19 protein-coding genes are annotated in these 22,174 nt (G+C 27.1%); 10 read left to right on the top strand and 9 right to left on the bottom strand.

Translation table 11 applies throughout. The annotated features are described in order from the left end of the window. Positions 1-132 precede the first annotated feature (132 nt). Complete coding sequence (locus BFL38_RS09925) at positions 133-2,091, bottom strand: hypothetical protein (protein WP_069726891.1); 1,959 nt, start codon at positions 2,089-2,091, stop codon at positions 133-135. 259 nt (positions 2,092-2,350) lie between these two features. Between BFL38_RS09925 and BFL38_RS09920 the strand changes: the two genes are divergently transcribed. The 3 genes from BFL38_RS09920 (at position 2,351) to BFL38_RS09910 (ending at position 5,351) form a co-directional block, all read left to right on the top strand. Beyond that, the gene (locus tag BFL38_RS09920) at positions 2,351-3,121 is read left to right on the top strand and encodes an HAD-IIA family hydrolase (protein WP_008725738.1); all 771 of its coding nucleotides are present in this window, start codon (positions 2,351-2,353) and stop codon (positions 3,119-3,121) included. Positions 3,122-3,231: 110 nt separating this feature from the next. Beyond that, positions 3,232-4,368 (top strand): MFS transporter, encoded by a 1,137-nt coding sequence (locus tag BFL38_RS09915; protein WP_069726890.1) that lies wholly within the window; start codon positions 3,232-3,234, stop codon positions 4,366-4,368. A gap of 65 nt (positions 4,369-4,433) precedes the next feature. Then, positions 4,434-5,351, top strand: coding sequence for a DMT family transporter (locus BFL38_RS09910; protein WP_069726889.1), 918 nt, complete (start codon positions 4,434-4,436; stop codon positions 5,349-5,351). Between the two features lie 37 nt (positions 5,352-5,388). On the opposite strand, the gene BFL38_RS09905 is transcribed toward BFL38_RS09910, so the two are convergent. From BFL38_RS09905 to BFL38_RS09890, 4 genes are all read right to left on the bottom strand, one after another. Then, positions 5,389-5,898 carry a DUF2147 domain-containing protein gene (locus tag BFL38_RS09905; RefSeq protein WP_069726888.1) on the bottom strand — a complete coding sequence of 170 codons (510 nt, stop codon included), beginning with the start codon at positions 5,896-5,898 and terminating at the stop codon, positions 5,389-5,391. Between the two features lie 83 nt (positions 5,899-5,981). Then, positions 5,982-6,875, bottom strand: coding sequence for a hypothetical protein (locus BFL38_RS09900; protein ID WP_069726887.1), 894 nt, complete (start codon positions 6,873-6,875; stop codon positions 5,982-5,984). 293 nt (positions 6,876-7,168) lie between these two features. Then, positions 7,169-7,669: a DUF2147 domain-containing protein gene (locus BFL38_RS09895; protein WP_069726886.1), complete on the bottom strand. Its 501-nt coding sequence runs from the start codon at positions 7,667-7,669 to the stop codon at positions 7,169-7,171. Positions 7,670-7,748: 79 nt separating this feature from the next. Beyond that, positions 7,749-9,377, bottom strand: a complete 1,629-nt coding sequence (locus BFL38_RS09890; protein ID WP_069726885.1) for a phytoene desaturase family protein — start codon at positions 9,375-9,377, stop codon at positions 7,749-7,751. A gap of 310 nt (positions 9,378-9,687) precedes the next feature. Between BFL38_RS09890 and BFL38_RS09885 the strand changes: the two genes are divergently transcribed. Then, entirely contained in the window at positions 9,688-10,755 is a 1,068-nt protein-coding gene (locus tag BFL38_RS09885; protein WP_069726884.1) for a M42 family metallopeptidase, read from the top strand. Between the two features lie 65 nt (positions 10,756-10,820). Here BFL38_RS09885 and BFL38_RS09880 read toward each other — a convergent pair whose 3' ends face one another. Both BFL38_RS09880 and BFL38_RS09875 read right to left on the bottom strand, forming a co-directional pair. Continuing rightward, positions 10,821-11,249: a hypothetical protein gene (locus BFL38_RS09880; RefSeq protein WP_069726883.1), complete on the bottom strand. Its 429-nt coding sequence runs from the start codon at positions 11,247-11,249 to the stop codon at positions 10,821-10,823. Positions 11,250-11,313: 64 nt separating this feature from the next. Continuing rightward, entirely contained in the window at positions 11,314-12,441 is a 1,128-nt protein-coding gene (locus BFL38_RS09875; protein ID WP_069726882.1) for a sialidase family protein, read from the bottom strand. Positions 12,442-12,632: 191 nt separating this feature from the next. Between BFL38_RS09875 and BFL38_RS09870 the strand changes: the two genes are divergently transcribed. Continuing rightward, positions 12,633-13,913, top strand: a complete 1,281-nt coding sequence (locus tag BFL38_RS09870) for a tetratricopeptide repeat protein (RefSeq protein WP_069726881.1) — start codon at positions 12,633-12,635, stop codon at positions 13,911-13,913. 8 nt (positions 13,914-13,921) lie between these two features. Here the strand turns inward: BFL38_RS09870 and BFL38_RS09865 are convergent, their stop codons facing one another. Then, a complete protein-coding gene (locus BFL38_RS09865; protein WP_069726880.1) occupies positions 13,922-14,599 on the bottom strand; it encodes an 8-oxoguanine DNA glycosylase in 678 nt (225 codons plus the stop codon). Positions 14,600-14,678: 79 nt separating this feature from the next. Beyond that, positions 14,679-16,388, bottom strand: a complete 1,710-nt coding sequence (locus BFL38_RS09860) for a hypothetical protein (RefSeq protein WP_069726879.1) — start codon at positions 16,386-16,388, stop codon at positions 14,679-14,681. A 451-nt stretch (positions 16,389-16,839) separates the two neighbouring features. Here BFL38_RS09860 and argC point away from each other — a divergent pair, with 451 nt between their 5' ends. The 5 genes from argC to BFL38_RS09835 all read left to right on the top strand — a co-directional run bounded on the left by argC (position 16,840) and on the right by BFL38_RS09835 (position 22,174). Further along, the gene (argC, locus tag BFL38_RS09855; RefSeq protein WP_069726878.1) at positions 16,840-17,898 is read left to right on the top strand and encodes an N-acetyl-gamma-glutamyl-phosphate reductase; all 1,059 of its coding nucleotides are present in this window, start codon (positions 16,840-16,842) and stop codon (positions 17,896-17,898) included. Between the two features lie 75 nt (positions 17,899-17,973). After that, positions 17,974-19,206 (top strand): bifunctional glutamate N-acetyltransferase/amino-acid acetyltransferase ArgJ, encoded by a 1,233-nt coding sequence (gene argJ, locus BFL38_RS09850; RefSeq protein ID WP_069726877.1) that lies wholly within the window; start codon positions 17,974-17,976, stop codon positions 19,204-19,206. 20 nt (positions 19,207-19,226) lie between these two features. Beyond that, entirely contained in the window at positions 19,227-20,093 is an 867-nt protein-coding gene (argB, locus tag BFL38_RS09845) for an acetylglutamate kinase (protein WP_069726876.1), read from the top strand. 40 nt (positions 20,094-20,133) lie between these two features. After that, the gene (locus tag BFL38_RS09840; RefSeq protein ID WP_069726875.1) at positions 20,134-21,372 is read left to right on the top strand and encodes an aspartate aminotransferase family protein; all 1,239 of its coding nucleotides are present in this window, start codon (positions 20,134-20,136) and stop codon (positions 21,370-21,372) included. 244 nt (positions 21,373-21,616) lie between these two features. Next, the gene (locus BFL38_RS09835) at positions 21,617-22,174 is read left to right on the top strand and encodes a DUF4416 family protein (protein WP_069726874.1); all 558 of its coding nucleotides are present in this window, start codon (positions 21,617-21,619) and stop codon (positions 22,172-22,174) included.

Here is a 22,174-nt window from a genome sequence, read left to right as displayed (position 1 = left end):
GAATATTAATATTTAATATATAAGTAACATATATTGCCGAGATAAGCAATACAAAACCAATACCTATAACTATATTAAAATTCCTAATTATATTTTTATAAGCAGAAGTATTTATATTATCATTATTCACTATTATTTATCTATACCCAAGATTTTCATCATTTCACTTTCTATCGCTAATACATCTCCATACTTATCCTGAATAGCTTTCATATCTGAGCGTCTTTTTTCTAAAAACTCCTCTTGTTTATCTTTATCCAACCTTTGAGCCTCTTTATAATATTCATAGTTTATAAGTTTATCTGCTACTCTTAAAGTTTTATCTGATACTATAGCTCTATCAGAATCACTTTCTGCTTTATACATATCAAAACCTGCATCTGTTTTCAAAACTCCGTAAGGAACACCATTAATAATCTTTCCTTTCCAAAGCAATTTAGGTTCATACTTATATGTTTTGTATGTAAACTCATATACATTTACAACACCATTCTCTGCAAACATATCCTGTGCAGTATTTGCTAATGGATCTATAAGAAGTATTTTATTTTTACCATCTTCTAAATACATTCTTTGAATATTATTAAGCCCCTGCTTACTGCTTCCATTTATAGATTTTCCAATAGTACTTTCTAAATTCAATTCTAAATCATCTTTTAAAAGCAAAGTATATGAAGCTATACCGCTCCTTTCACCTGAATGCTCATAAGTTCCTCTAACCATTATTTCATCTTTTCCATCATTGTTTATATCGCATAAGAAAAACTCAGGATTGTATATTGGAAAAGAGAGTATATCATCTAAATATTCAATATATTTATTTTTATCAAATTTGCCTTCTAATATGAATTGTGAATTTGAAGCTATATTTTTTAAATCGGCTGTCTTAATAGCAGATATTTTTGCACTCTCTAATTTTGAATCGTCTCCAAGATGGAAGTTAAATATTTCTCCTATTTCGTAATCAGCATATTTAATATTATCAAGAAACATAGGATTTAAATAATATATACCTTTAAGTTTATTTCCTTTTATTGAATAAATAAATGTATTTTTATTAAACTCTAAAAAATATAAATCTGCAAAATCTTCATATTTCCTGTCCAGAGAAGGATTATATATATAATAAAAATTTTCATAATACACAGGCGAAATCATTTTATCTCTGCTTAAAGTTTTTCCTGTATAAGTTCTAATATACTTGTCCATTATATTAGTATTTACTATATCTTTTGCCAATGTAAAATATGATATGTTAGAAGTATTATTATATATTACAGAAGATAAATTATAATTATTTTCATTATAAATATCCAAATACCCTGTATCTTTTGATATATCACTTAAAAAACCATTTTCATATGCATCGGCAATCAGTTTTTCTGCTCCTAAATCAGAAGGTGCTTCTATTATGTAATTTATTAATTTCATTTTATTTGAATAGATATTATTTACATTATTGCCTTCTCCAACAATACCAATCATCATATCTATATTTGTAGCACCAAATTTCTTCCACTCTTTTAAATAATTTTGAATATCATGAAAGTTATATAAAGAATCTGTAGTAAAATGAGATAAAAATAAAGCTAAATAAATATCGGCATCTTTATTTTTGATGCTCAAAAGAAGTTCCCTAGCCTTTTTCAAAGCTAAATTTTGTTCAACATAATTATATTCAGATGCATAAGAAAAAACTGAGTTATTATCATGTACACTATCACTATAACGATTATGATATGTATTTGATATATAATCTATAGCATACTTTTTTATATCATTATCCCCTACAAGTTTTCTATTAAGAAAATCTTTATTTCTATTTATAATGTTGCTGTAATTCGGATCCTGATAGTAACTAATCAAAGCATTACTGAAAGATTCTCTATCAACCCTGATTGATTTATAAACATATTTCATATCAAAAGATGAATTCTGTTTTTGACTTTCTATTACTTTTACATCATTAGTATTTACATCATTAGTATTTAAATTATTAGAAGTATTAGAAGAGCTTTCTGAAGTTTTCTGACAGCTAAAAAAAATTAATGTAAAAAACAATATATAAATATAAAATACCTTTTTGAACATCATCCCCCCGCAATCCATTCCTACAAAATATCTTTTATTATATATAAAATATCTTTTTTTACAAGTATTATAATTTTACGCTGCTTTTTATACAAAGAAAATAAAAAAATTGTAATTGACTTTTTATTTTATATTTATACAATTCATGTGTTAAAATAAAAAATAAAATAAGTTTAATTAAGAATAAAATTGTCAGAATCATAAAAATTAAGTAAAAATATCAATCTGACAATTAAAAATAAATAAGAGAGAGGAATCTATGATTAGTATAATATCAGATATGGACGGAGTTATATACAGAGGCAATAATTTAATAGAAGGTGCAGAAGATTTTATAAGAATGCTATTATATAAAAATGTGCCATTTCTATTTTTAACCAATAATGCTGAACAAACTCCAAGAGATTTAAAAAGAAAATTAGAGTCATTAGGTGTAAATGGATTAGATGAAAAGCATTTTTTCACCGCAGCACAGGCAACAGCAATATTTCTTCAAAGACAGCTTGCCAATGGTACTGCTTATGTTATAGGGACAGGAGGACTAGTAAGCGAACTTTATAATGTGGGTTACAGTATAAATGATGTTAACCCTGATTATGTAGTAGTTGGTAAAACTAATGCTTTCAATTTTGATATGCTTCAAAAGGCTGTGCATCTTATTAATAAAGGTGCTAAGTTTATAGGATGCAATCCAGATATAGTAGATCCTGCACCAAACGGTGAATTAATACCGGCAGTAGGACCTATACTATCTGCAATAGAAACTGCTACAGGAAAAAAACCTTATATTGTTGGAAAACCTAATCCTATTATGATGTCCATTGCTAAGAATCAAATAAATGCTCATAGTGAAAATACGCTTATGGTAGGAGATAGAATGGATACGGATATACTTGGAGGACTTGGGGCAGGTATGAAAACTGCTCTTGTACTTTCAGGGGTTACTAATAGAGATATGATAGAAGAGTTCCCATACAGACCAAATTATATATTTAATTCTGTGGCAGATATAGATGTAGATAAATTTTAATTTACAAATAATCTTTTAGATATATAATAATAGTAGATATTAAAGCTGTTTAATTTTATTAGGCAGCTTTATTTATATATTAAAAAACTATATAAAAATAGGAATTATATATGTCTAATTTACTATTTATTATAATGACTCTTTTATGGCTTTCGTTGTATGTTTATATTCCCTATCAAGTTACTTTTTTATCATCTCTAAATATAACATCTTCTATGATAGGTATTATCATAGGTGTTTACGGTGCCGCTCAGATGTTCTTAAAATTTCCTTTCGGGCTTCTCAATGATTATATAGGAAAATGCCGTTCACTCATAATATTAGCTGGATTTCTCACTTCACTTGGAGGAGTAATAAGATTATTAAATACAAATCAGTACGGATTTTTGATAGGAGGAACATTATGCGGAATATCAGCTTCTATTTGGACAGTATTTATGGTTTTATATGCTTCGTATTTTGACAAAAATGAAGAATACAAGGCTACTAGTAAGGCATTAGTTGCAAGCGTACTTGGTATGTTTATTGCCTTTTTAATAGCGGCTATTTTCTATGATAAACTTGGAATGAAATTTATACTTCTTGTAAGTACTGTATCTGGAGCATTGGTATCATTATTAGGATTATTTTTAAAAGACAGCAAACATAATAAAAAAATGTCTTTTAATGATTTATTTTCAGTGATAAAAAATAAAAGATTAATAGTATTTTCTCTGCTTGCTGTTGTAATGCAGGGAGTACAAATGTCCGCTGTCATTTCTTTTACTTTGAATAGAATAAAAGAATTAGGAGGATCATCTCAAAATATAGGAGCTGCATCAATAATAAGTATGTTCTTTGCTATACTAGGAGCTTTTGTACCTAGTAAAATAAAAAATGAAAATAATATAAAGAAATATATACCTATATCATTTATAATTATGGCTTTATACTGCATTATAGTTATATCTGTTAATAATGTATTTATAATAATAGCTTCTCAGGTGTTAGGGGGATTTTCTTCTGGAATATTAGCATCGCTTCTAACAAGCGAATCTGTAAAAGATATAGACATAGATAAAAAATCATCTGCAATGGGATTTTTTCAATCAACTTATTCATTTGGTATTTTTATATTCCCTATAATAACAGGAAAACTAATAGATATATACTCTATAAATATTGCTTATATTGTACTTACTTTAATTTCTTTATTATCGGCTGTAATTTCTATTGTTTATTATAGTTCAAATAAACATGAAAAATAATAAAAAATAATTGCAAAAAATAAAATTTATAATAGTATAGTTGCATTAAATTTTATGGATTTCTTATGTCAGAGAATAATAAAGCAAATAATAATTCAGGCTATATACTAGCAATACTAGCAGTTATTATATGGAGCGGTAATTTTGTAGCTGCCAGATTTCTTGTACATTTCACCCCAATAGAAATTTCTTTTTACAGATGGTTAGTAACTTTTATAGTATTAACTCCATTCTGTATAAAAAAATTGATAAAAAGTATAAAATATATCAAAGGAAGATGGATTAAAGTTATAATAATATCAATACTTGGAATAACGATATTTAATACATTTGTTTATTTAGCGGCACATACAAGTAATGCTGCTAATATGTCTTTGCTTGCTACATTGTCTCCTATTGTAATGGCAATAATAAGCAGAATAGTATGGAAAACTAAATTGACTTTAAATCAGAAATTAGGGCTTCTTGTAGTTATAGTTGGTGTTGTAATATTAATAACAAAAGGAAGTATAGAAGTTCTTATGAATTTAAAATTTGCTATTGGGGATTTATACATGCTGTTTGCTGTTATACTATTTGCAGTTTACACATTAACATTAAAAATAAGACCTAAAGAAGTTTCGCAATCAACATTTTTTTATCTTATGGTAATAATAGGACTTATACCGCTTGCAATAGGAATGCTGTTTACATATACTTCAAATAATATGCATGCTCTTGATATGGAATCTGCCCTAATACTTATATATGTAGGAGTATTTCCATCAGCTTTGGGATTTATACTATGGAATATGGCTGTTGCTAAAATAGGGGCTATAAAAGGAGGAATAATATACGATTCAATACCTTTCTTCTCATCTTTGGAAGCAGTTATACTTTTGCATGAAAATATATTGATATCGCAAGTAATAGGCGGAATATTAATACTCGCTGGGATAATATATAGTTCTGTAGGAGATAAAATAAAAAAAGGAGGCAATTAACCTCCAATAAAAAATAGTTTATGTTATGAGTCAATATTTAATTGAGTTTTCTTAATTCATTTCTATTTAAAGGCTTAAATCTTGATTTTTCAGCATCAGGCACCCTAGTCCATTTCATAGATTTACCTAATATTCCAGCCTTATCTATAGAACCTCTTAAAATAAGTTTTCCTTCTTTATCTATAGACATTTTTCCATTATATGTTTTTCCATCATAAGGATTATATATTTTACCATCATTCCATTCATTCTTATTAAAAGATAAGCCCATTATATATACAAGTCCTTTTAATGGAAGTTTTCTTAATTCAGGATTTGGATTTTTTTCATCTAAACTTTCCTTACCATTATAAGGCTCTTTATATGCAAAAGAATAACCGTAATATTTACCATTTTCCTCATATATCTCAACAACAGGAATTCTGCCTAAAGAATCTTTTTCAGCATACCATAATCCCACTACATCATTCGCCTTAACATTCTGAGCATTCAATGATAATACTAAAAAAGTAAATGCTGCTGCAATAAATAAAATTTTTTTCTTCATAATTTACCCTAATTTATTAAATAATATTATTCGATTATAAAACATAAGTTTTTATTTTTAGTAAAATATTTATAATTGTTATTTTAATAAAATTTCCATTCTATCCCAGCATCAAGCTGTACAGCAAATTTATATTGAGTATGCTTCTCAATAAGCCAAGTACCAATTTTAGTGCTGACAAATGGAGAAAGACTAGGCACACTATTTAATGCTTTCTTATACGAATAAGCGGCAAACAAACCAACCCTATATAAATCCTTACTAGAAAGCATTTGCTCTATTGTTGTGTTAATAGCAAAAGACATACCCCATTCTTTCATACTGTATCCCAATTTTATATCATGATTAAAATACATATCTTCTGCTTTCACCACTATAGATTCTCTAGCCAAATAAATATAATCATCTTTATCAATTCCAAAAGCTCTTATATAATTTATATAAGGAGTATATATTAAAGCTATTAATCCCTCGCCTGCCGGTCCTCCTATTGTAATAGTAGGTGCCACTTGAAAATATATAGTATTTCCTCCTACATATTGAGGCTTTTTAGTCATAGGATTAAGTCCTGTAAATGGAGGAAGGGCATGATTAAACTCCTTTGTACTTCCATCAACTAATACAGGTTTTCCAGCATCAGCAAGTCCTGCTTCATAAGTAAACTTTAATAATACTTTTAATGCTATTAGAGGCTGAAATTCAACATAAGCTGAAGTTCTTGAAAAACTGCTTAACTCTTGTTCTATCCCTGCAAGAATATATGAATCATTAAAAAAGAAATTATTCATCTCTCTAAATAAAGCCTTTTTATAAAATAATTGCCCTTGATATAAAGCCCCAAAATGATTCCATCTTCCTAAAAAATGATTTGAGAAATACCAGCCTTCATCTGAATATCTTTTAGAATCTGCATTTTCTTGTGCCAATAATGGTATGCTCATAATTATAGCATATAGTATTATAAATATTTTTTTCATAACTTTCCTTAAATATTATTAAATAAAATTTTATTTTTATTATTGTGCAGTAATCACAATCTATATTGATTATATTAAACATGTTGATAAATACATAAAAGATTAATAAATAATTTAATTTTACAACTATAAAGATAATCTTTTAATTTTGTTATTATTTTAATATATAGAAATATGAATTTTATTCACCTAATACATACATTTGAAACAAAATAAAATAAGCGGGGGTTTGCTAAAAAGCAAATCCCCAGCAATAAACATAAAAATATAATTAGTGTAAGTGTAAGTATTTATCAATTTAATTTTCTAAGCTCGCTTTTGTTAAGCGGTTTATATTTAGCTGCATCACTGCTTGGTAATTTTTGCCATACTATATTTTTACCAAAAATTCCTGCTCCGTCAGCACTAGCTCTTATTTTTATTTCTGTACCATTATCTGATAAAGTTACTTTGGCATGATAAGTTTTACCGTCATCTGGATTGTATATTTTTCCATTTTTCCACTCACCTTTAACAAACTCTAAATCATATAAATAAACAAGTCCTTTTAAAGGTAAGTTTCTTAATTCTTTTTTAGGATTATTAACATCATTCACTATATCATTTGAATTTTTATAGGCAAATGAATAAGCGTAATATTTATTGTTTTCTTTATATATTTCAACTACAGATATTCTATTTTGAGAATCTGCCTGACTGTACCATAAACCTGTTATATCATCAGCATTCTGAGAAAAAGCTAATACATTAAATACAAATGTAAAAATTAATATTGTAATTATTTTATTTTTCATTAAATTCTCCTTTTTTCGATATAAGCGATAAACAAATATTTCATTGTCTATCGCTTTATACAAAACCATTAACTTTTATTTATTTAAACAAATTAATTAAAGCAGGGATCCATTGATAAGCAGTACCTATAGCCGTTCCTACAACACCGCATAATAGGAATCTAAGCACTATATAAGGTTTTAATGGGAATAATATATTACGTGCTGCAAAATATCCGCTTAATAAAGCACCTGTAAATCCTCCTCCGGGGAAGTTCCAAGCACTAGCAAAATGTAAGTTTTTAACTGTAGGCGATACTCTTACGCATCTGCTTTTTTTCAAGTAAGTATCCTGTACAAATCCGTAAGGAGTACCGTCTGGTGTTTTAATGTATCTCTTAATTGTTTTCGGAGTAGCTACCTCATAATACTCTATATTATCTCTAAATCCGGGATAATGCTGCTCTGCTCTGTCTATTAGTTTTTCTGCCATTTCTTTTTTTCTAGCTTTATATTCTTCATCGCTTAAATCTTTCCATTCGTCTAAGAATGAAGGTCCTGTAAGTACGGCAAATGAACGGTTATCTCCCTCTTCTACAAGTCCGCTGTCTATTGCTGAATAATCTACAAATACAAAGTTTCTGTCTTCTACTGGTATACCTCTTTGTCCTTTAGCATCTTCTTTGAAATTTGTATTTAAAGTTTTTTCTGTAGTTATAAAAGTAGAGTATGCATTATTAGGATAAAGCTCTGAGAATTTTTTCTTAAATATTATGTAAACTGTATAAAGCGATACTGAGTTTTTAAGTTTCTTTATTCTCTTATCTTCATATCCTTTAGGAAGTAATTCATCATAAACTATTTGAGGTGCTGCATTTGCTATTACATAATCAGCATTAACTGTAACTTCCTCTTTTGCTCTTTTATCATAATAAGTTACTCCCTCAGCAATATTTCCTTTTACATTTATTTTTTTAACTTCTGAAGAAACTTTTATTTCTCCTCCGTTTTCTTTGATTATATCAGCCAAAGCATTTGATAGGTTCTGACTTCCTCCTTTGATAAAATAAGCAGAATTATAATAAGCCCCCTGAGCACAAGCATGATAATACCAAGTAAACTCATAAGGGTTTTGGTGATAGTAAGTAATATTTATATTCAATATTCTTTTTAACTTATCGCTTTTTATTATAGAATCTAAAACATCTCCTGTATTTTTCTGCTTAAACAATTGATATAAAATCATAGGAAGTGTTGTTACAGGGAAGAAGAAATAATCCCAAAACTTCAAGTCATAAGGTACTCTTCTTATCATATACATCATTCTTGAAAGTCCGGAAAAATATTTTTTTATGCCCTCTTTCTCCTCTGGAAACTCTTTCTCTAAAGTATTTATAGCATTCTCATAACCTTCAGGTATAACCAAATCTGTAGATTCTGTTTTTATTCTCCAAGTTTGAGGAAGCTGTACCAAATTAACTCTATCATAAAGACCTAATTTGCTAAATATTACATGCTTCATCTCTCTATTTTTTTTAGCCATATCCAATTCATGAAGTCCTACTTCAAATTTTACATTTTTTCTTTTGTAGCCTGTGGCACATCCGCCAACTATATTATGGCTTTCTAATACAAGAACTTTTTTTCCTTGCTTTGCTAAATAAGCTCCGGAAGTTAATCCGCCTAAACCAGAACCTATTATTACTATATCATATTTATTGTTAGTCATATTCATAATCTCCTTTGATAAATTGTATTTATCTATCATAAGCATTTTTATTTGTTTTTGCTTATATATTAATAATAATATAAAAAATAAAAAATACAAGCATTTTTTATAAAAAATGCGTATATATAGTTCCTTTTTTTTAAAAAATTTACATTTTTTTTAAAAAAAGAAGTAAATGTAATATGATTTTTACATCATAATTGTATTGTTGTAAAAAATCAATCAATAATATTACACTTTAGCAATTGATATTTTATTCAAATGATTTATTATGTTTGCAATTAAAATTTTTTTTATATAAGGACTTTTTATGAATGATATTTTAAATTTAATGAAAGATTTAACTAATGCATTCGGACCTTCTGGTTTTGAAGATGATGTTATAGAAGTTATAAGAAAAAACACAGCATTTATAGATAATGAAAGAGATTCTATTAATAATCTTTATTTAGGATTAAACAAAATAGATAAAAATAAACCTATAGTAGGTTTAGACTGCCATATAGATGAAATAGGATTTATGACAGAACATATTAATGATAATGGTACAATCTCTTTTATACCATTAGGAGGCTGGCATATACCTAATATAGTATCAAACTCTGTAGTGATAAAATCTTCAAGCGGAGAATATGTTAAAGGAGTAATAGGTTCAAAACCTCCTCATTTTATGACTGAAGAAGATAAAAGAAAACTTCCTTCATTACATGATATGTATATTGATGTGGGAACTAGAAGTAAAAAGGAAACTGAAGAAATATTCGGCATACAAATAGGAGACCCTATATCTCCTGATGTTGATTTTAGATATGATGACAGGACAAAAAGTATATGTGCTAAGGCAATAGATAATAGAGTTGGAGCTTTATGCGTAATAGAAACTTTAAGAGCTTTAAAAGATGAAAAACTAGATGTTAATTTAGTTGGAATGATGACCGCTCAGGAAGAAGTAGGAACTAGAGGGGCTGCTGTAGCTTCTAATAAAGTAAAGCCTGATTTGGTTATAGTATTTGAAGGCTCTCCTGCTGATGATACATTTTATTATGGAGATAGAGCTCATGGTGCCATAGGAAGAGGTTCTCAGCTTAGAATAATTGACGGCGGTATGATTACTAATCCTAGATTAAATAAATACACAATAGATATAGCCAAAAAAAATAATATAGCTCATCAAGTGATTGTGCGTGAAAAAGGTTCTACTAACGGGGCTGTTTATCATAAAACTAATTTAGGTACTCCAAGTGTAGTATTGGGAGTAGCAACAAGATATGCTCATAGTCATTACTGTTATGCTTCTTATGACGATATAATAGCTTCTATCAATATCGCTAAAGAATTGATAAAAACTCTAAACAAAGAAAAAATAAAAGAATTTTAATAAAAGTTAATTAAATAATAAAATGGTATTATGCTATAAAAAACATAGTACCATTTTTTATATATTTATTTTTTTACTATATCTTTAAACTTTGAAACATCAAACATTCTTGTAGTTTTACTTTTTTCTAAAGAAGCACGAACTATTAGCATATCAGCATCAAGTAAATTATCATAAACATAATCTGGTTTTAAAACTATTGAGCTTAATCTATCTTCGCTTGCTTTACAGTCTAAATTATCAGGCAAATCATTATCAAATCTAAAAAATGTTTTATGATTAGCAAATACAAAATCTTTACTATTCCAATCTATTATTATTTCTTTATTGTTATTTTCTTTATTAACTTTTACAATTAAATATGTATCCTCACTCCAAGATGATAATTTGTATGCTAATAATTTATAAATATAATAATCATCATTTTCTAAAACTTCCCAATCAGACTGCTTTATCTGATAAACACTAGGATCCATTATATCTTTATCATCCATAAAAACCTCCAATACACTATTAATATTCATTATCATATAGTTATATTTACTTTATACTATATTTTTAATTAAAAGTAAACCTTTTCATATATATTTTTCTTACTTTATTTTTATCTTTATATCCATAATAAACGCATGATACAATACCGTTATCCTCAACACACCAAGGATATCCGCAGTCTGTGCTTTTCATAGAAGAGTCTATTATTATCTCTTCATTTAAAGCTTTATAATTAATTTTTTCTATATCAAATATATTATCAGCATTATCAAGTAAAATAGCTCTTATGCCATAAGGCTTTAATCTGTATCCGTAAGTAAGAAGAACTTTACCATTACTTAAAAATAAAGGATTTAAAGGATAGCCTTTTATATTAGTAAATATTGGGCTTGAAAAAGTTTTGCCTTTATCTTTTGAATAACTTATAGAGGTAAGGGCGTATTCATTATTAACATGCGTTCTAATAAAAGCTATGACATTATTTTTATCATTAAAAATAGAAGGCTCAACATATTCTATTTTTGACTTTTTTCCATTTATTTTTTTATAATCAGTTTCAGCTAAAAAACTTTTAAGTTTCCAATTAATTAAATCTTTACTAGAAATAATATAACACTGATATTTTGAATTATTTTTATTTATATTTTTTTTATAAGCATATATTGGAGCAAGTATTTCATTATTATTTAACTTACACATACTGCCTCTAATTGCAAAGTTTTTCATTATACCATTATCATTATTTATTTTTATAATATGAGGATTTGAAAAAGTTTTTCCATTATCATAGCTTATACATACTCCTATTCCATCAAGCAATGCTATAGTACCATCATATTCTATAAAAGTATAATCTTTAAATAAATCTTTTTCATTAATAGGGTGAAATGTGTATCTAAAATAATATGCCATTATAGTTTTATCATCTATTCTAAAAAGCTGTGCATCTTGTTTTGCTGCTTCATCATCTTGAGCAAACTCAAATATCTTCTCTACCCTATTCTTATTGATGACAGCAAGCATTGATTTACTTAATGAATGAAGATGAGAATAATGTTTTTTTATTTTTGGTGCTAGTCTGAAACTTACTAAATATTTATTATTATTATCAAGTTTAATAATGCTAGGAAAAGCAGGATATAGATTTTTATCTTCAAAGATTATAGCTTCATCTAAAATATTTATTTTCATAATATAGCCTCAAATTTATATATAATAATTTTCGGTATAAAAAGTCCTGCATATACAAAAATATAATAGACCATATGTTTTGATAATATTATATGCTAAAACATATAACAAAAATTGTTATTATAAAAAAAATTTACACTTTAAATTAAATTATCAATATGTTAAAATACTAAATAATAAAGGTAGATATAATGAGTAAAATTAATAGAAATAAATACAGAAATATAAAAAGACAAAATATAAATAAAAAAAGAAGAAGATATAATAAAAAAAATAATAATAATTCACAAACAATAAAAAATAATAAATTAAAAGAATTTCAGGAAAATATTTCAAATAAAGCTAAAGAATATATAAATAATGAAAACATAAAAAAAATTAAAGATGCTGCAGGAAAAGGATTTGAAAAAGCTAAAGATTTTACATCAGACAATATAGATAAATTTCAAAAATATCTTGATGAAAAAGATATAAAAGGAAAAGTAAAAAATATTACAAATGCCGGCATTGATAAAATAAAAGAGCATTCAAAAAAGAAATATATAACTAGATTTTTAAAATTTATTCATAGATATTATATACTCACTTTTTTAATACTCTTTATAATATCAATTTTAGTATTTAGAAATATATACATCACTCATAATGAAAAAATAGAAAACTCTCTTAATTATTCAATTACAAATTTTGCCCCATCATTAAATAATATAATAATAGCAAAAGAAGATTATTACACAAATATTATAATAAGTAAAATATCAAGCAATAAAAATATCACAAATAATATAATACTAAAAAGCACATCTTTAGACAATTTAGAAACTTCATTAAAAAATATTTTGGATAATTATAATATAAGACTTCAAACTTCATTAAATGAAACTGTAAAATCTTCTAATAATCTTATCAATTTTTGGTTTGCATTTTTAACTGTTATAATAATAGTATTTACATTAATAACATTAATAATAAATAATAATATATTAAAAAAATCAAAAAGAAAAATAAAACTATTTAATAATAACTATGATAAAAAATTAAAAAAAATAAAAATACATATTAAAAACTTTGAAAAATTAAAAAAAGAAAATGATAATAATTTAAAAATAAATACTCTTTATAACTTAGCAAATACTTTGTTTGACTTAAAAGACTATAATAATTCGATTTACTATTATGATAAGGTGCTGGAATTAGATAATAATTTTATTTACGGCATTTATAACAAGGCAGTATCATACTATTATATAAATGACTATGATAAATGCACTTCTAACTTTATAGATTTATATAATAATAACATAGATAGTTCAATAAAAGACTTGGTACTAAAAAATATTATAGAACTTGCAAATAAAAATATAGAAAAAGCTATTCAATTTTGCCGCAATGAAAATATAGATTATAAATCATTGCAGCAAAAGGAAGAAAAAATATCCATATTCAATAGAATAAGAAATAAATTTAAATAACTTAAATATTATTTAAAAATATCATTAGTGGCATCATACCAGAATACAAAGTCCAAATACTCCATAGGTATTTTTTCGCTTTTTGAATATTCAACCAGATTTGCTTCGCATCTTAGATAGTTATTTTTTGTAAGGCTTGTTTTAGGCGTCATACCTTCAGGCAGAATGCTTAACTTATCCATTACACGCATTATATGTCTGTCAAGTATAGCAATTTTTTGTCCAAACCCTATATTTCTAAGAAAATGACTAGCCTCTTTAAGTCCGTAGCCTTTAACTTCTTTAGCAAGTTCATTTCTTAATTCCACCATAGTATCATTTTTTAAAGCTTCATTTATTCTGTCTTTTAATACAAACTTTTCATTAGGAAAATAAATCTTTCTGGCAAGCACTATATTTTCAGCCTTCATATTATGAAATCTAACATGTTTTATTAATATATTAGCTACTTTTTCAGCACTTCCTTTGAAAAGCAAATTATTATTATACAAATCAATTATAGCAGCCGCCCCGCTTCTAGCCTTAGTCTGAGGCGTACATATACAAAATGCAAGTTCAGCAAAAAGTCTTTTATCATTATCTCTTTTAAAAACCCTCTCAAAATATTCAAGTCTTCTTTTCATTCTCTCATGAAGAACTTTATCTTTATATATACCCATCAAATGTTTAGCATATTCTTTATCCATAATCAGCCTCTAAAACTAAAATATTATTAGACTGATGATACTACTATATAAATTAAATTTCAATATATAAAATACTTTATTAATATTTAAACTCCACAGTATAATGCGTAACAGCCTCATCGGGCATAATATATTCTCTGTTATTCATTAAAAGCTCAAGCATATCCGCCCTAGCATCATACTCCATACCAACACATACATCTTTTATATAACTATTGGAAAAATCACTCCAATAAGTTCCATCTCTCAATTCTTTTGCTGTTTTTCTCAAATCATTTATTACAATAGAATATTCTTTAATGGTATTGTACATAACTTCTATTTGTTCATAGTCTACAAGCTGCACTGCCTTATTATTAATATTAAGCATAACTTTTTCACCTCCGCTCTGCCATACCATTAATTTATCTGTATAGTCTATAGGAGTTATTACTGTCCAATCTTCATCTTTATTCGGCTCTTTATCCTTGGTTAAAAACTGATTAAGCCCAGCACTCTTTATATGAGCCTCTGTAATAGTAAAATATTCCTGCCCGCTGTCATAAGCAGCTCTTATTTCTTCATAAGGAGGTATAGGAACATAATAAGTTTTCTTATTTATTGTATAAGTTGAATAAGGAGAATTGTCAGATTTATAATATCTTCCATTATCAAGTTTTATCCAATTAGGCTCTTCAGGAGTTCTTATCTTTTTTTGTATAGGAGGTAAATCTCCTCCAATATAAGAATCACGAGAATATACCGAATCAGCATTATCATAAGCTGAAGAATTAGGCTCTACTTGCCAATTTACGCCGTCAGTAGTTGACCATATAGTATTATCATTTTCAAATTTTTCATATTTATCCACCCATTTACTAATAGAAGAATCATTTTCATAATATACCCTTTCACCTTTTGTAACATATATTTTATTTTCATCATAGCGAATACTAAGATTGCTTCTTTGTCCCCAAGGCGTATTAATCTTATCCCAATTAGCACCCATAGATGTATCTTTATTTTTATCTATTCTATAATAAACATTTTTACTTGTTGTAAATGGTCCCTGACTTTCATTTCGGCATCCGCTTGGATTTTGCTCATCAAAATCTTCTTTTAAACCAATTACATATATATAATCTTTAAACTCTACAATTTTATAACTGCTAACACCAAATCTTCCTTGAAAGCTAGCATTAGGGTCTGTACTTACTGAAGGAAAAGTTTTATAAACATTATCACTAGATCCCTCCGTTGTCCAATTTATTAAATCTGATGATGTTTTTATCTCATTATTAAAAATTATGCCTGTACGAAATGAATGATAATTTTCTCCGCCTTTACAGTTTATAGTAGTATAAGAACTTGAAGAATATGAATAAGTTCCATAATAAGAATCTTCATATAAAACTCTGTTTTCTTCTATTATATTCATTCTTAATAAATCACTATAGCCCTTACTGTCTTTATCATAAACTACTATATTTCCGCTCTCATCTATTTGAAGTATTATGTCTTCAGCTTTTTTATTTAATGCTTTACTTTTAGGGTCATAATCATACATATAGTCAGCCAATATATACCATTTGCCTTGATATTTGAACTTCCTTCTAAAACCTCCGAATACTTCGCCGTCTTTAGCAGGTATTGGATTAACATCAACATGACTTGGTATTGTGTCTTCAGGCAATCTAAAATCTGTCGGCGGCGGTATATGTGTAGGGCTTAAAATGTTTATCTTTTTACAGGACATTATCATCACTATTATTAAAATAAGTAAAAGAAGTAAAAAATACATTTTTTTCATAATATAATCCTATTACTGCTAGATATAAAACTATTATTACTAAAAAATTTTATGCAATTTTTTTTGATGCTTGACAATAAACCGAGTTCATATTATTGGCTTGGAACCTTAAGCAAATTATTCAATAACAAATCAAACATACGCTCATTTTATACTATAAATATGAATTTTTCAACATATATTCTGCATTTTCTTTATAATTAATAATTAAATAAAATATTATAATACTTAATAAAAATTCTTGACTTTTTTATTATAAATAGTATAATAATACGCAAATATTAAACAGTTTTAGGAAAAATAAAAATGTATAATATATTTTTTTACATGAAAAATTATCTCTCAAGGCGTTAAGCCTCCATTCATTTCATTCACATATTAAAATAAATTTCTCAAAAATAAAAGCAATTATATATTATTCTTTATCAATATTATTATAGGAGTGTTTTATATGATAAAAGTATCTGTTATAGGTGCTACAGGATATGCAGGTGCAGAATTAATAAGATTATTATTATCTCATAGCAAAGTAGAATTAAAAAATTTATCTTCAAAAAGTTTTGTAGGAAAAAATATAAATGAAGTATATCCCAATTTAAATAAAAACTTAGATAAACTATTATTAGATGAAAATGAAATATTTGAAGATACTGATGTTGTATTTGCATCGCTGCCTGCAGGTTTAAGCGATGATATTGCAAATAAATGTTTTGAAAAAAATATTTTGTTTATAGATTTAGGTGCTGATTTTAGATTGGAAGATGAAGAAGATTATAAAAAATGGTACGGCAAAGAATATAAATATAAAAATCTTCATAAAGAGGCAATATATTCAATACCAGAAATAATTAAATATGATAATGTATACGGTAAAAAAGAATTAAAGAATGCAAAAATTATAGGAAATCCGGGCTGCTATCCTACTTCTATAGGCTTAGCATTAGCTCCTGCTTTGGTGAATAAATTGATAATAAAAGATGATATTATAATAGATTCTAAATCAGGTGCTACAGGTGCAGGACGAGAATTAAAATTAAATACTCACTTTACAGAATGTAATGAAGCATTTGCACCGTATAAAATCGCAGAACATAGACATACTCCGGAAATAGAACAGACATTATCAAATATATACGGAGAAGATATAAAAGTAACTTTTGTACCACATTTGCTTCCATTAAATAGGGGTATAGTTTCAACAATATATGCCAAATTAGAAAATAAAAATGATACATTAGAAAATATACATAATATTTATAATGAGTTTTATAAAGATTCATCATTTGTAAGAGTGCTTAATATCGGCGAAACAGCAAATTTAAAATATGTTAAATATTCAAACTACTGTGATATATCTTTGCATATAGATAATAGAACAAATAAATTAATAATAGTATCAGCAATAGATAATATGGTAAAAGGAGCAGCAGGACAGGCAATACAAAACATGAATATAGCATTAGGCTTGAAAGAAGATGAAGGGCTTAATTTTATTCCTCCAGCTTTTTAATAAAATATAATAATTATAGGCATATAACAATTTTTTATTAATGATAAGTTTTAGCAACAATAGGAGATTAAATAGATGACAAACATTAAACAAATTGAAGGCGGTGTATGTGCTGCTAAAGGTTTCAAAGCAAATGGAGTACATGCTGGTATAAAAAAGAATAGTGAAAAAAAAGATTTAGCAATAATTTACAGTGAAAGTTTATGTTCAGCAGCCGCTGTTTATACACAAAATAAAGTATGCGGAGCAAATATCACTGTAAGCAAAGAGCATTTAAAAGACGGCAAAGCAAAAGCAGTTATATGCAATTCTGGAAATGCTAATACCTGCAATAAAGACGGAGTTGAAAAGGCAAAGGAAATGTGTAAACTTGCAGCTGATGTATTGGGTATTGATGAAAAAGATGTAGCAGTTGCTTCTACAGGTGTTATAGGAGTCCCTCTTAATATAGAGCCTATACAAAAAAATATGAAAGTATTAATAGATAATTTAGGACATTCTAAAGAGCATGCTCAAAATGCAGCAGCAGCTATAATGACTACAGATACAACTATGAAAGAAATTGCTTATGAATTTGAAATAGACGGAAAAAAAGTTCATATCGGAGGAATGTCAAAAGGAAGCGGTATGATTCACCCTAATATGGCTACCATGCTTGCATTTGTAACTACAGACTGCAATATTACAAGCGAGATGCTGCAAAAGGCTTTAAGCGAGGATGTGAAATATACATATAACATGATTAGTGTTGACGGAGATACTTCTACTAATGATATGTGCGTAGTGCTTGCTAACGGAGAAGCTCAAAATAATATAATAGATAAAGAAGATGATAATTATAAAATATTTTGTAAAGCATTAAATATGACAAATACTTATTTATCTAAACAGATGGCTAAAGATGGAGAAGGTGCTACAAAATTAATAGAATGCGAAGTTATAAATGCAAGCGATATGAAATTAGCTAGAAAAATAGCAAAATCTGTAATCACTTCAAATTTAGTAAAAGCTGCTATGTTCGGATGCGATATGAATTGGGGAAGAATTTCATGTGCTATAGGGTATACTGAAGATGCTGATTTTGATATTAATAAAGTATCTATTAATGTAGGTTCTAAATACGGCGAGATGAATGTTTATAAAGATGGATATGGTGTAGAGTTCAGCGAAGAAGAGGCTTTGAAAATATTAAAAGAAGATGAGATAAAAATTACAATAGATATGAACTGCGGTACAAGTAAGGCTGTTGCTTGGGGCTGTGATTTAACTTATGATTATGTAAAAATTAATGGCTCTTACAGAAGTTAAATAATATAAAGGAAATAAAAATGGAAAATATTTCAAATAGAGATAAAGCGTTTATATTAAATCAGGCTCTTCCTTATATACAAAAATATACAGGAAAAACCGTTGTCATAAAATACGGCGGAAGTGCTATGGAAAACCCTGAATTAAAAAAGAAAGTTATGACTGATGTTGCACTTTTATCTACAGTTGGTATAAAGGTTATAGTGGTTCATGGCGGCGGTAAAGATATCACTGCGGTACTAAATAAAATAGGCAAAGAATCTAGATTCATAAACGGACTTAGATATACTGATAAAGAAACTGCAGAAGTAGTAAAAATGGTGCTTGCTGGAAAGGTTAATAAAGATTTAGCGGCTTCTCTTGAAAATTCAGGCGGTAAATGTTTAGGTATATGCGGTATTGACGGAGGTATGTTTAAAGTAAGTAAATACAAGGGAGATGATGATTTAGGATTTGTAGGCGATGTTGATGAAGTGGATACAGATTTATTAAATACAATTATAACAAATAAATATATTCCAATAGTTGCAACTGTAGGATGCGACAATGAAGGAAATGTATATAATATCAATGCTGATACTGCCGCTGCTAAAATAGCAGAAAGTCTCAAAGCTGAAACTTTAATATATATGACAGATACTCCGGGACTTTTAAAAAATAAAGATGATGAAAACTCTTTAATAAGTCAGATAAATATTAAAGATGTAGATAATTTAATAAAAGACGGCACTATATCAGGAGGAATGATACCTAAAGTTAAGCATTGTATAGATGCAGTTGAAAATGGAGTATCAAAAGTATTTATAATAGACGGAAGATTATGCCATTCCCTACTAATAGAAATGTTTACCGATGAAGGTATAGGAACTATGTTTTATAAAGACTAAAATAGTAATGAGTAAATAAAATAAAAATGAGGGTAAAAATATGCCATGCAAAAAAACAAATAAACAAAATACTGAAAATAATGAAAAGTCAAAATTAAAAAAAGAATATATAAATAACAGCAAAAAATATGTTGCTAATACTTATGCCAGATTTGATTTGGTTTTAGAATCTGGAAGCGGTGCTAAATTAAAAGATATTGAAGGAAAAGAATATATTGATTTAGGAAGCGGAATTGGTGTTAATAGCGTAGGATACGGCAATAAAAGCTGGATTAATGCCGTAAATAATCAGGCTAAAACTCTTCAGCATACTTCTAATTTGTACTATACAAAACCTTATATTGATTTAGCTAAAAAACTATGCACTATAACAAAATATGATAAAGTATTTTTCTGCAATTCAGGTGCTGAGGCTAATGAAGCTGCTATAAAATGTGCAAGAAAATACTCTTTTGATAAATATGCTAATAATGATAAAGAATATAAAAGAAATAAAATAGTAACATTAAAAAACTCATTCCATGGCAGAACTATGGCTACACTATCTGCTACAGGTCAGGAAGTTTTTCATAATTACTTTTTTCCATTTTTGGAAGGATTTTCATTTGCAGAGGCTAACAATTATGAAGATACTGTTTCTAAATTAGAAGATAATGCTTGTGCTTTAATGCTTGAACTTATACAGGGAGAAGGCGGGGTTATACCGCTTGATAAAGAATATGTACAAAATATAAGAAAATACTGTGAAGAAAATGATATACTTTTTATAGTTGATGAAGTACAAACTGGAGTTGGAAGAACAGGTAAATTTTTATGCTCAGAACATTTCGGTATCAAACCAGATATAACTACATTAGCTAAAGGCTTAGGAGGAGGACTTCCTATAGGCGCTATGCTTATGAGTAAAACTTGCTCTAATGTATTTAATAACGGAGATCATGGCTCTACATTTGGTGCTAACCCTATAGTGGCAAGCGGTGCTTTGGAAGTATTAAATATAATAGATAAAAATTTACTAAAAGAAGTTGAGAAGAAATCTAAATATATAAAAGATAAATTAATGAAACTTGATAATGTGGAAAGTGTTGATGGTATAGGCTTAATGCTTGGAATAAAACTTAAAGAAGGTTTGAATGCTAAAGAAATAGTAGAAAAATGTATATCCAAAGGAGCCATTCCATTAACTGCCAAAACAAAAATAAGACTTCTTCCTCCTCTTACAATAACAGAAAAAGAATTAGAGAAAGCAGTTTCTATACTTTGTGAATGTATAGAATAATAATATAGTTTTGATAAAATAAAAGTGAATTATAATTACACTTTATCATAAGTTTGTTACAGTAATTATATTAATAATAATTTTTAGATACTAGAAAGATAAATATAAAAATTGTGAGCGTATAGCAAAGTCATTTGCTATACATATTTAGCGAACAATTTTTATTAGCAATAATAAGAAAATAATAATATGATGCAGATTAAAACATATAGAAATATAAATAAAAATAATATAATATATTATTATGAGTAAAGTATTAAAACAATCAAAGGCAGTTCTTATTACTGCCCTAATGTATAATGACATAGATATATATAATTGTGTATTAGAAAAACTTATTGATAATTTCGGTGAAATTGAGATTATAAGTGATGAATATTTATTTTCGCATTCCATTTATTATAAAGAAGAGATGGGAGAATCCCTAAATAAGAGATTTGTGGTTTTCAAATATATGATAGAAAGAGACTACATAAGTGATGTAAAAAAGATAACAGATAGCATAGAAAAAGAATATTCAGATGAAAATAATAAAAGAAAAATTAATATAGATCCTGCAATATTGACTTTAGAAAATTTTATTTTAGTTACAAATAAAAACTTTACACATAGGATATATTTAAAAGACGGAGTATTTGCAGATTTAACTCTTATATATAAAAAGAAAAAAGGCTATACTGAATTACAATGGACTTATGCGGATTATTCAAGCGAAGAAACAAAAAAGTTTTTAAATAAAATAAGAGAGCTTTTCTATAATAGACTCATAGAAAGCTCTCCATTTGGTTCTAATTGGAAATAA

It is taken from the genome of Brachyspira hampsonii, assembly GCF_001746205.1.
Taxonomy (GTDB): Bacteria; Spirochaetota; Brachyspiria; order Brachyspirales; family Brachyspiraceae; genus Brachyspira; species Brachyspira hampsonii_B.
This window is presented reverse-complemented; position numbering and strand designations above follow the sequence as displayed.

Excerpts from the sequence above, each read along its gene's own strand:
- BFL38_RS09925 (WP_069726891.1), bottom strand. The coding sequence starts at position 2,091 with ATGTTCAAAAAGGTATTTTATATTTATATATTGTTTTTTACATTAATT.
- BFL38_RS09920 (WP_008725738.1), top strand. The coding sequence starts at position 2,351 with ATGATTAGTATAATATCAGATATGGACGGAGTTATATACAGAGGCAAT.
- BFL38_RS09915 (WP_069726890.1), top strand. The coding sequence starts at position 3,232 with ATGTCTAATTTACTATTTATTATAATGACTCTTTTATGGCTTTCGTTG.
- BFL38_RS09910 (WP_069726889.1), top strand. The coding sequence starts at position 4,434 with ATGTCAGAGAATAATAAAGCAAATAATAATTCAGGCTATATACTAGCA.
- BFL38_RS09905 (WP_069726888.1), bottom strand. The coding sequence starts at position 5,898 with ATGAAGAAAAAAATTTTATTTATTGCAGCAGCATTTACTTTTTTAGTA.
- BFL38_RS09900 (WP_069726887.1), bottom strand. The coding sequence starts at position 6,875 with ATGAAAAAAATATTTATAATACTATATGCTATAATTATGAGCATACCA.
- BFL38_RS09895 (WP_069726886.1), bottom strand. The coding sequence starts at position 7,669 with ATGAAAAATAAAATAATTACAATATTAATTTTTACATTTGTATTTAAT.
- BFL38_RS09890 (WP_069726885.1), bottom strand. The coding sequence starts at position 9,377 with ATGACTAACAATAAATATGATATAGTAATAATAGGTTCTGGTTTAGGC.
- BFL38_RS09885 (WP_069726884.1), top strand. The coding sequence starts at position 9,688 with ATGAATGATATTTTAAATTTAATGAAAGATTTAACTAATGCATTCGGA.
- BFL38_RS09880 (WP_069726883.1), bottom strand. The coding sequence starts at position 11,249 with ATGGATGATAAAGATATAATGGATCCTAGTGTTTATCAGATAAAGCAG.
- BFL38_RS09875 (WP_069726882.1), bottom strand. The coding sequence starts at position 12,441 with ATGAAAATAAATATTTTAGATGAAGCTATAATCTTTGAAGATAAAAAT.
- BFL38_RS09870 (WP_069726881.1), top strand. The coding sequence starts at position 12,633 with ATGAGTAAAATTAATAGAAATAAATACAGAAATATAAAAAGACAAAAT.
- BFL38_RS09865 (WP_069726880.1), bottom strand. The coding sequence starts at position 14,599 with ATGGATAAAGAATATGCTAAACATTTGATGGGTATATATAAAGATAAA.
- BFL38_RS09860 (WP_069726879.1), bottom strand. The coding sequence starts at position 16,388 with ATGAAAAAAATGTATTTTTTACTTCTTTTACTTATTTTAATAATAGTG.
- argC (WP_069726878.1), top strand. The coding sequence starts at position 16,840 with ATGATAAAAGTATCTGTTATAGGTGCTACAGGATATGCAGGTGCAGAA.
- argJ (WP_069726877.1), top strand. The coding sequence starts at position 17,974 with ATGACAAACATTAAACAAATTGAAGGCGGTGTATGTGCTGCTAAAGGT.
- argB (WP_069726876.1), top strand. The coding sequence starts at position 19,227 with ATGGAAAATATTTCAAATAGAGATAAAGCGTTTATATTAAATCAGGCT.
- BFL38_RS09840 (WP_069726875.1), top strand. The coding sequence starts at position 20,134 with ATGCCATGCAAAAAAACAAATAAACAAAATACTGAAAATAATGAAAAG.
- BFL38_RS09835 (WP_069726874.1), top strand. The coding sequence starts at position 21,617 with ATGAGTAAAGTATTAAAACAATCAAAGGCAGTTCTTATTACTGCCCTA.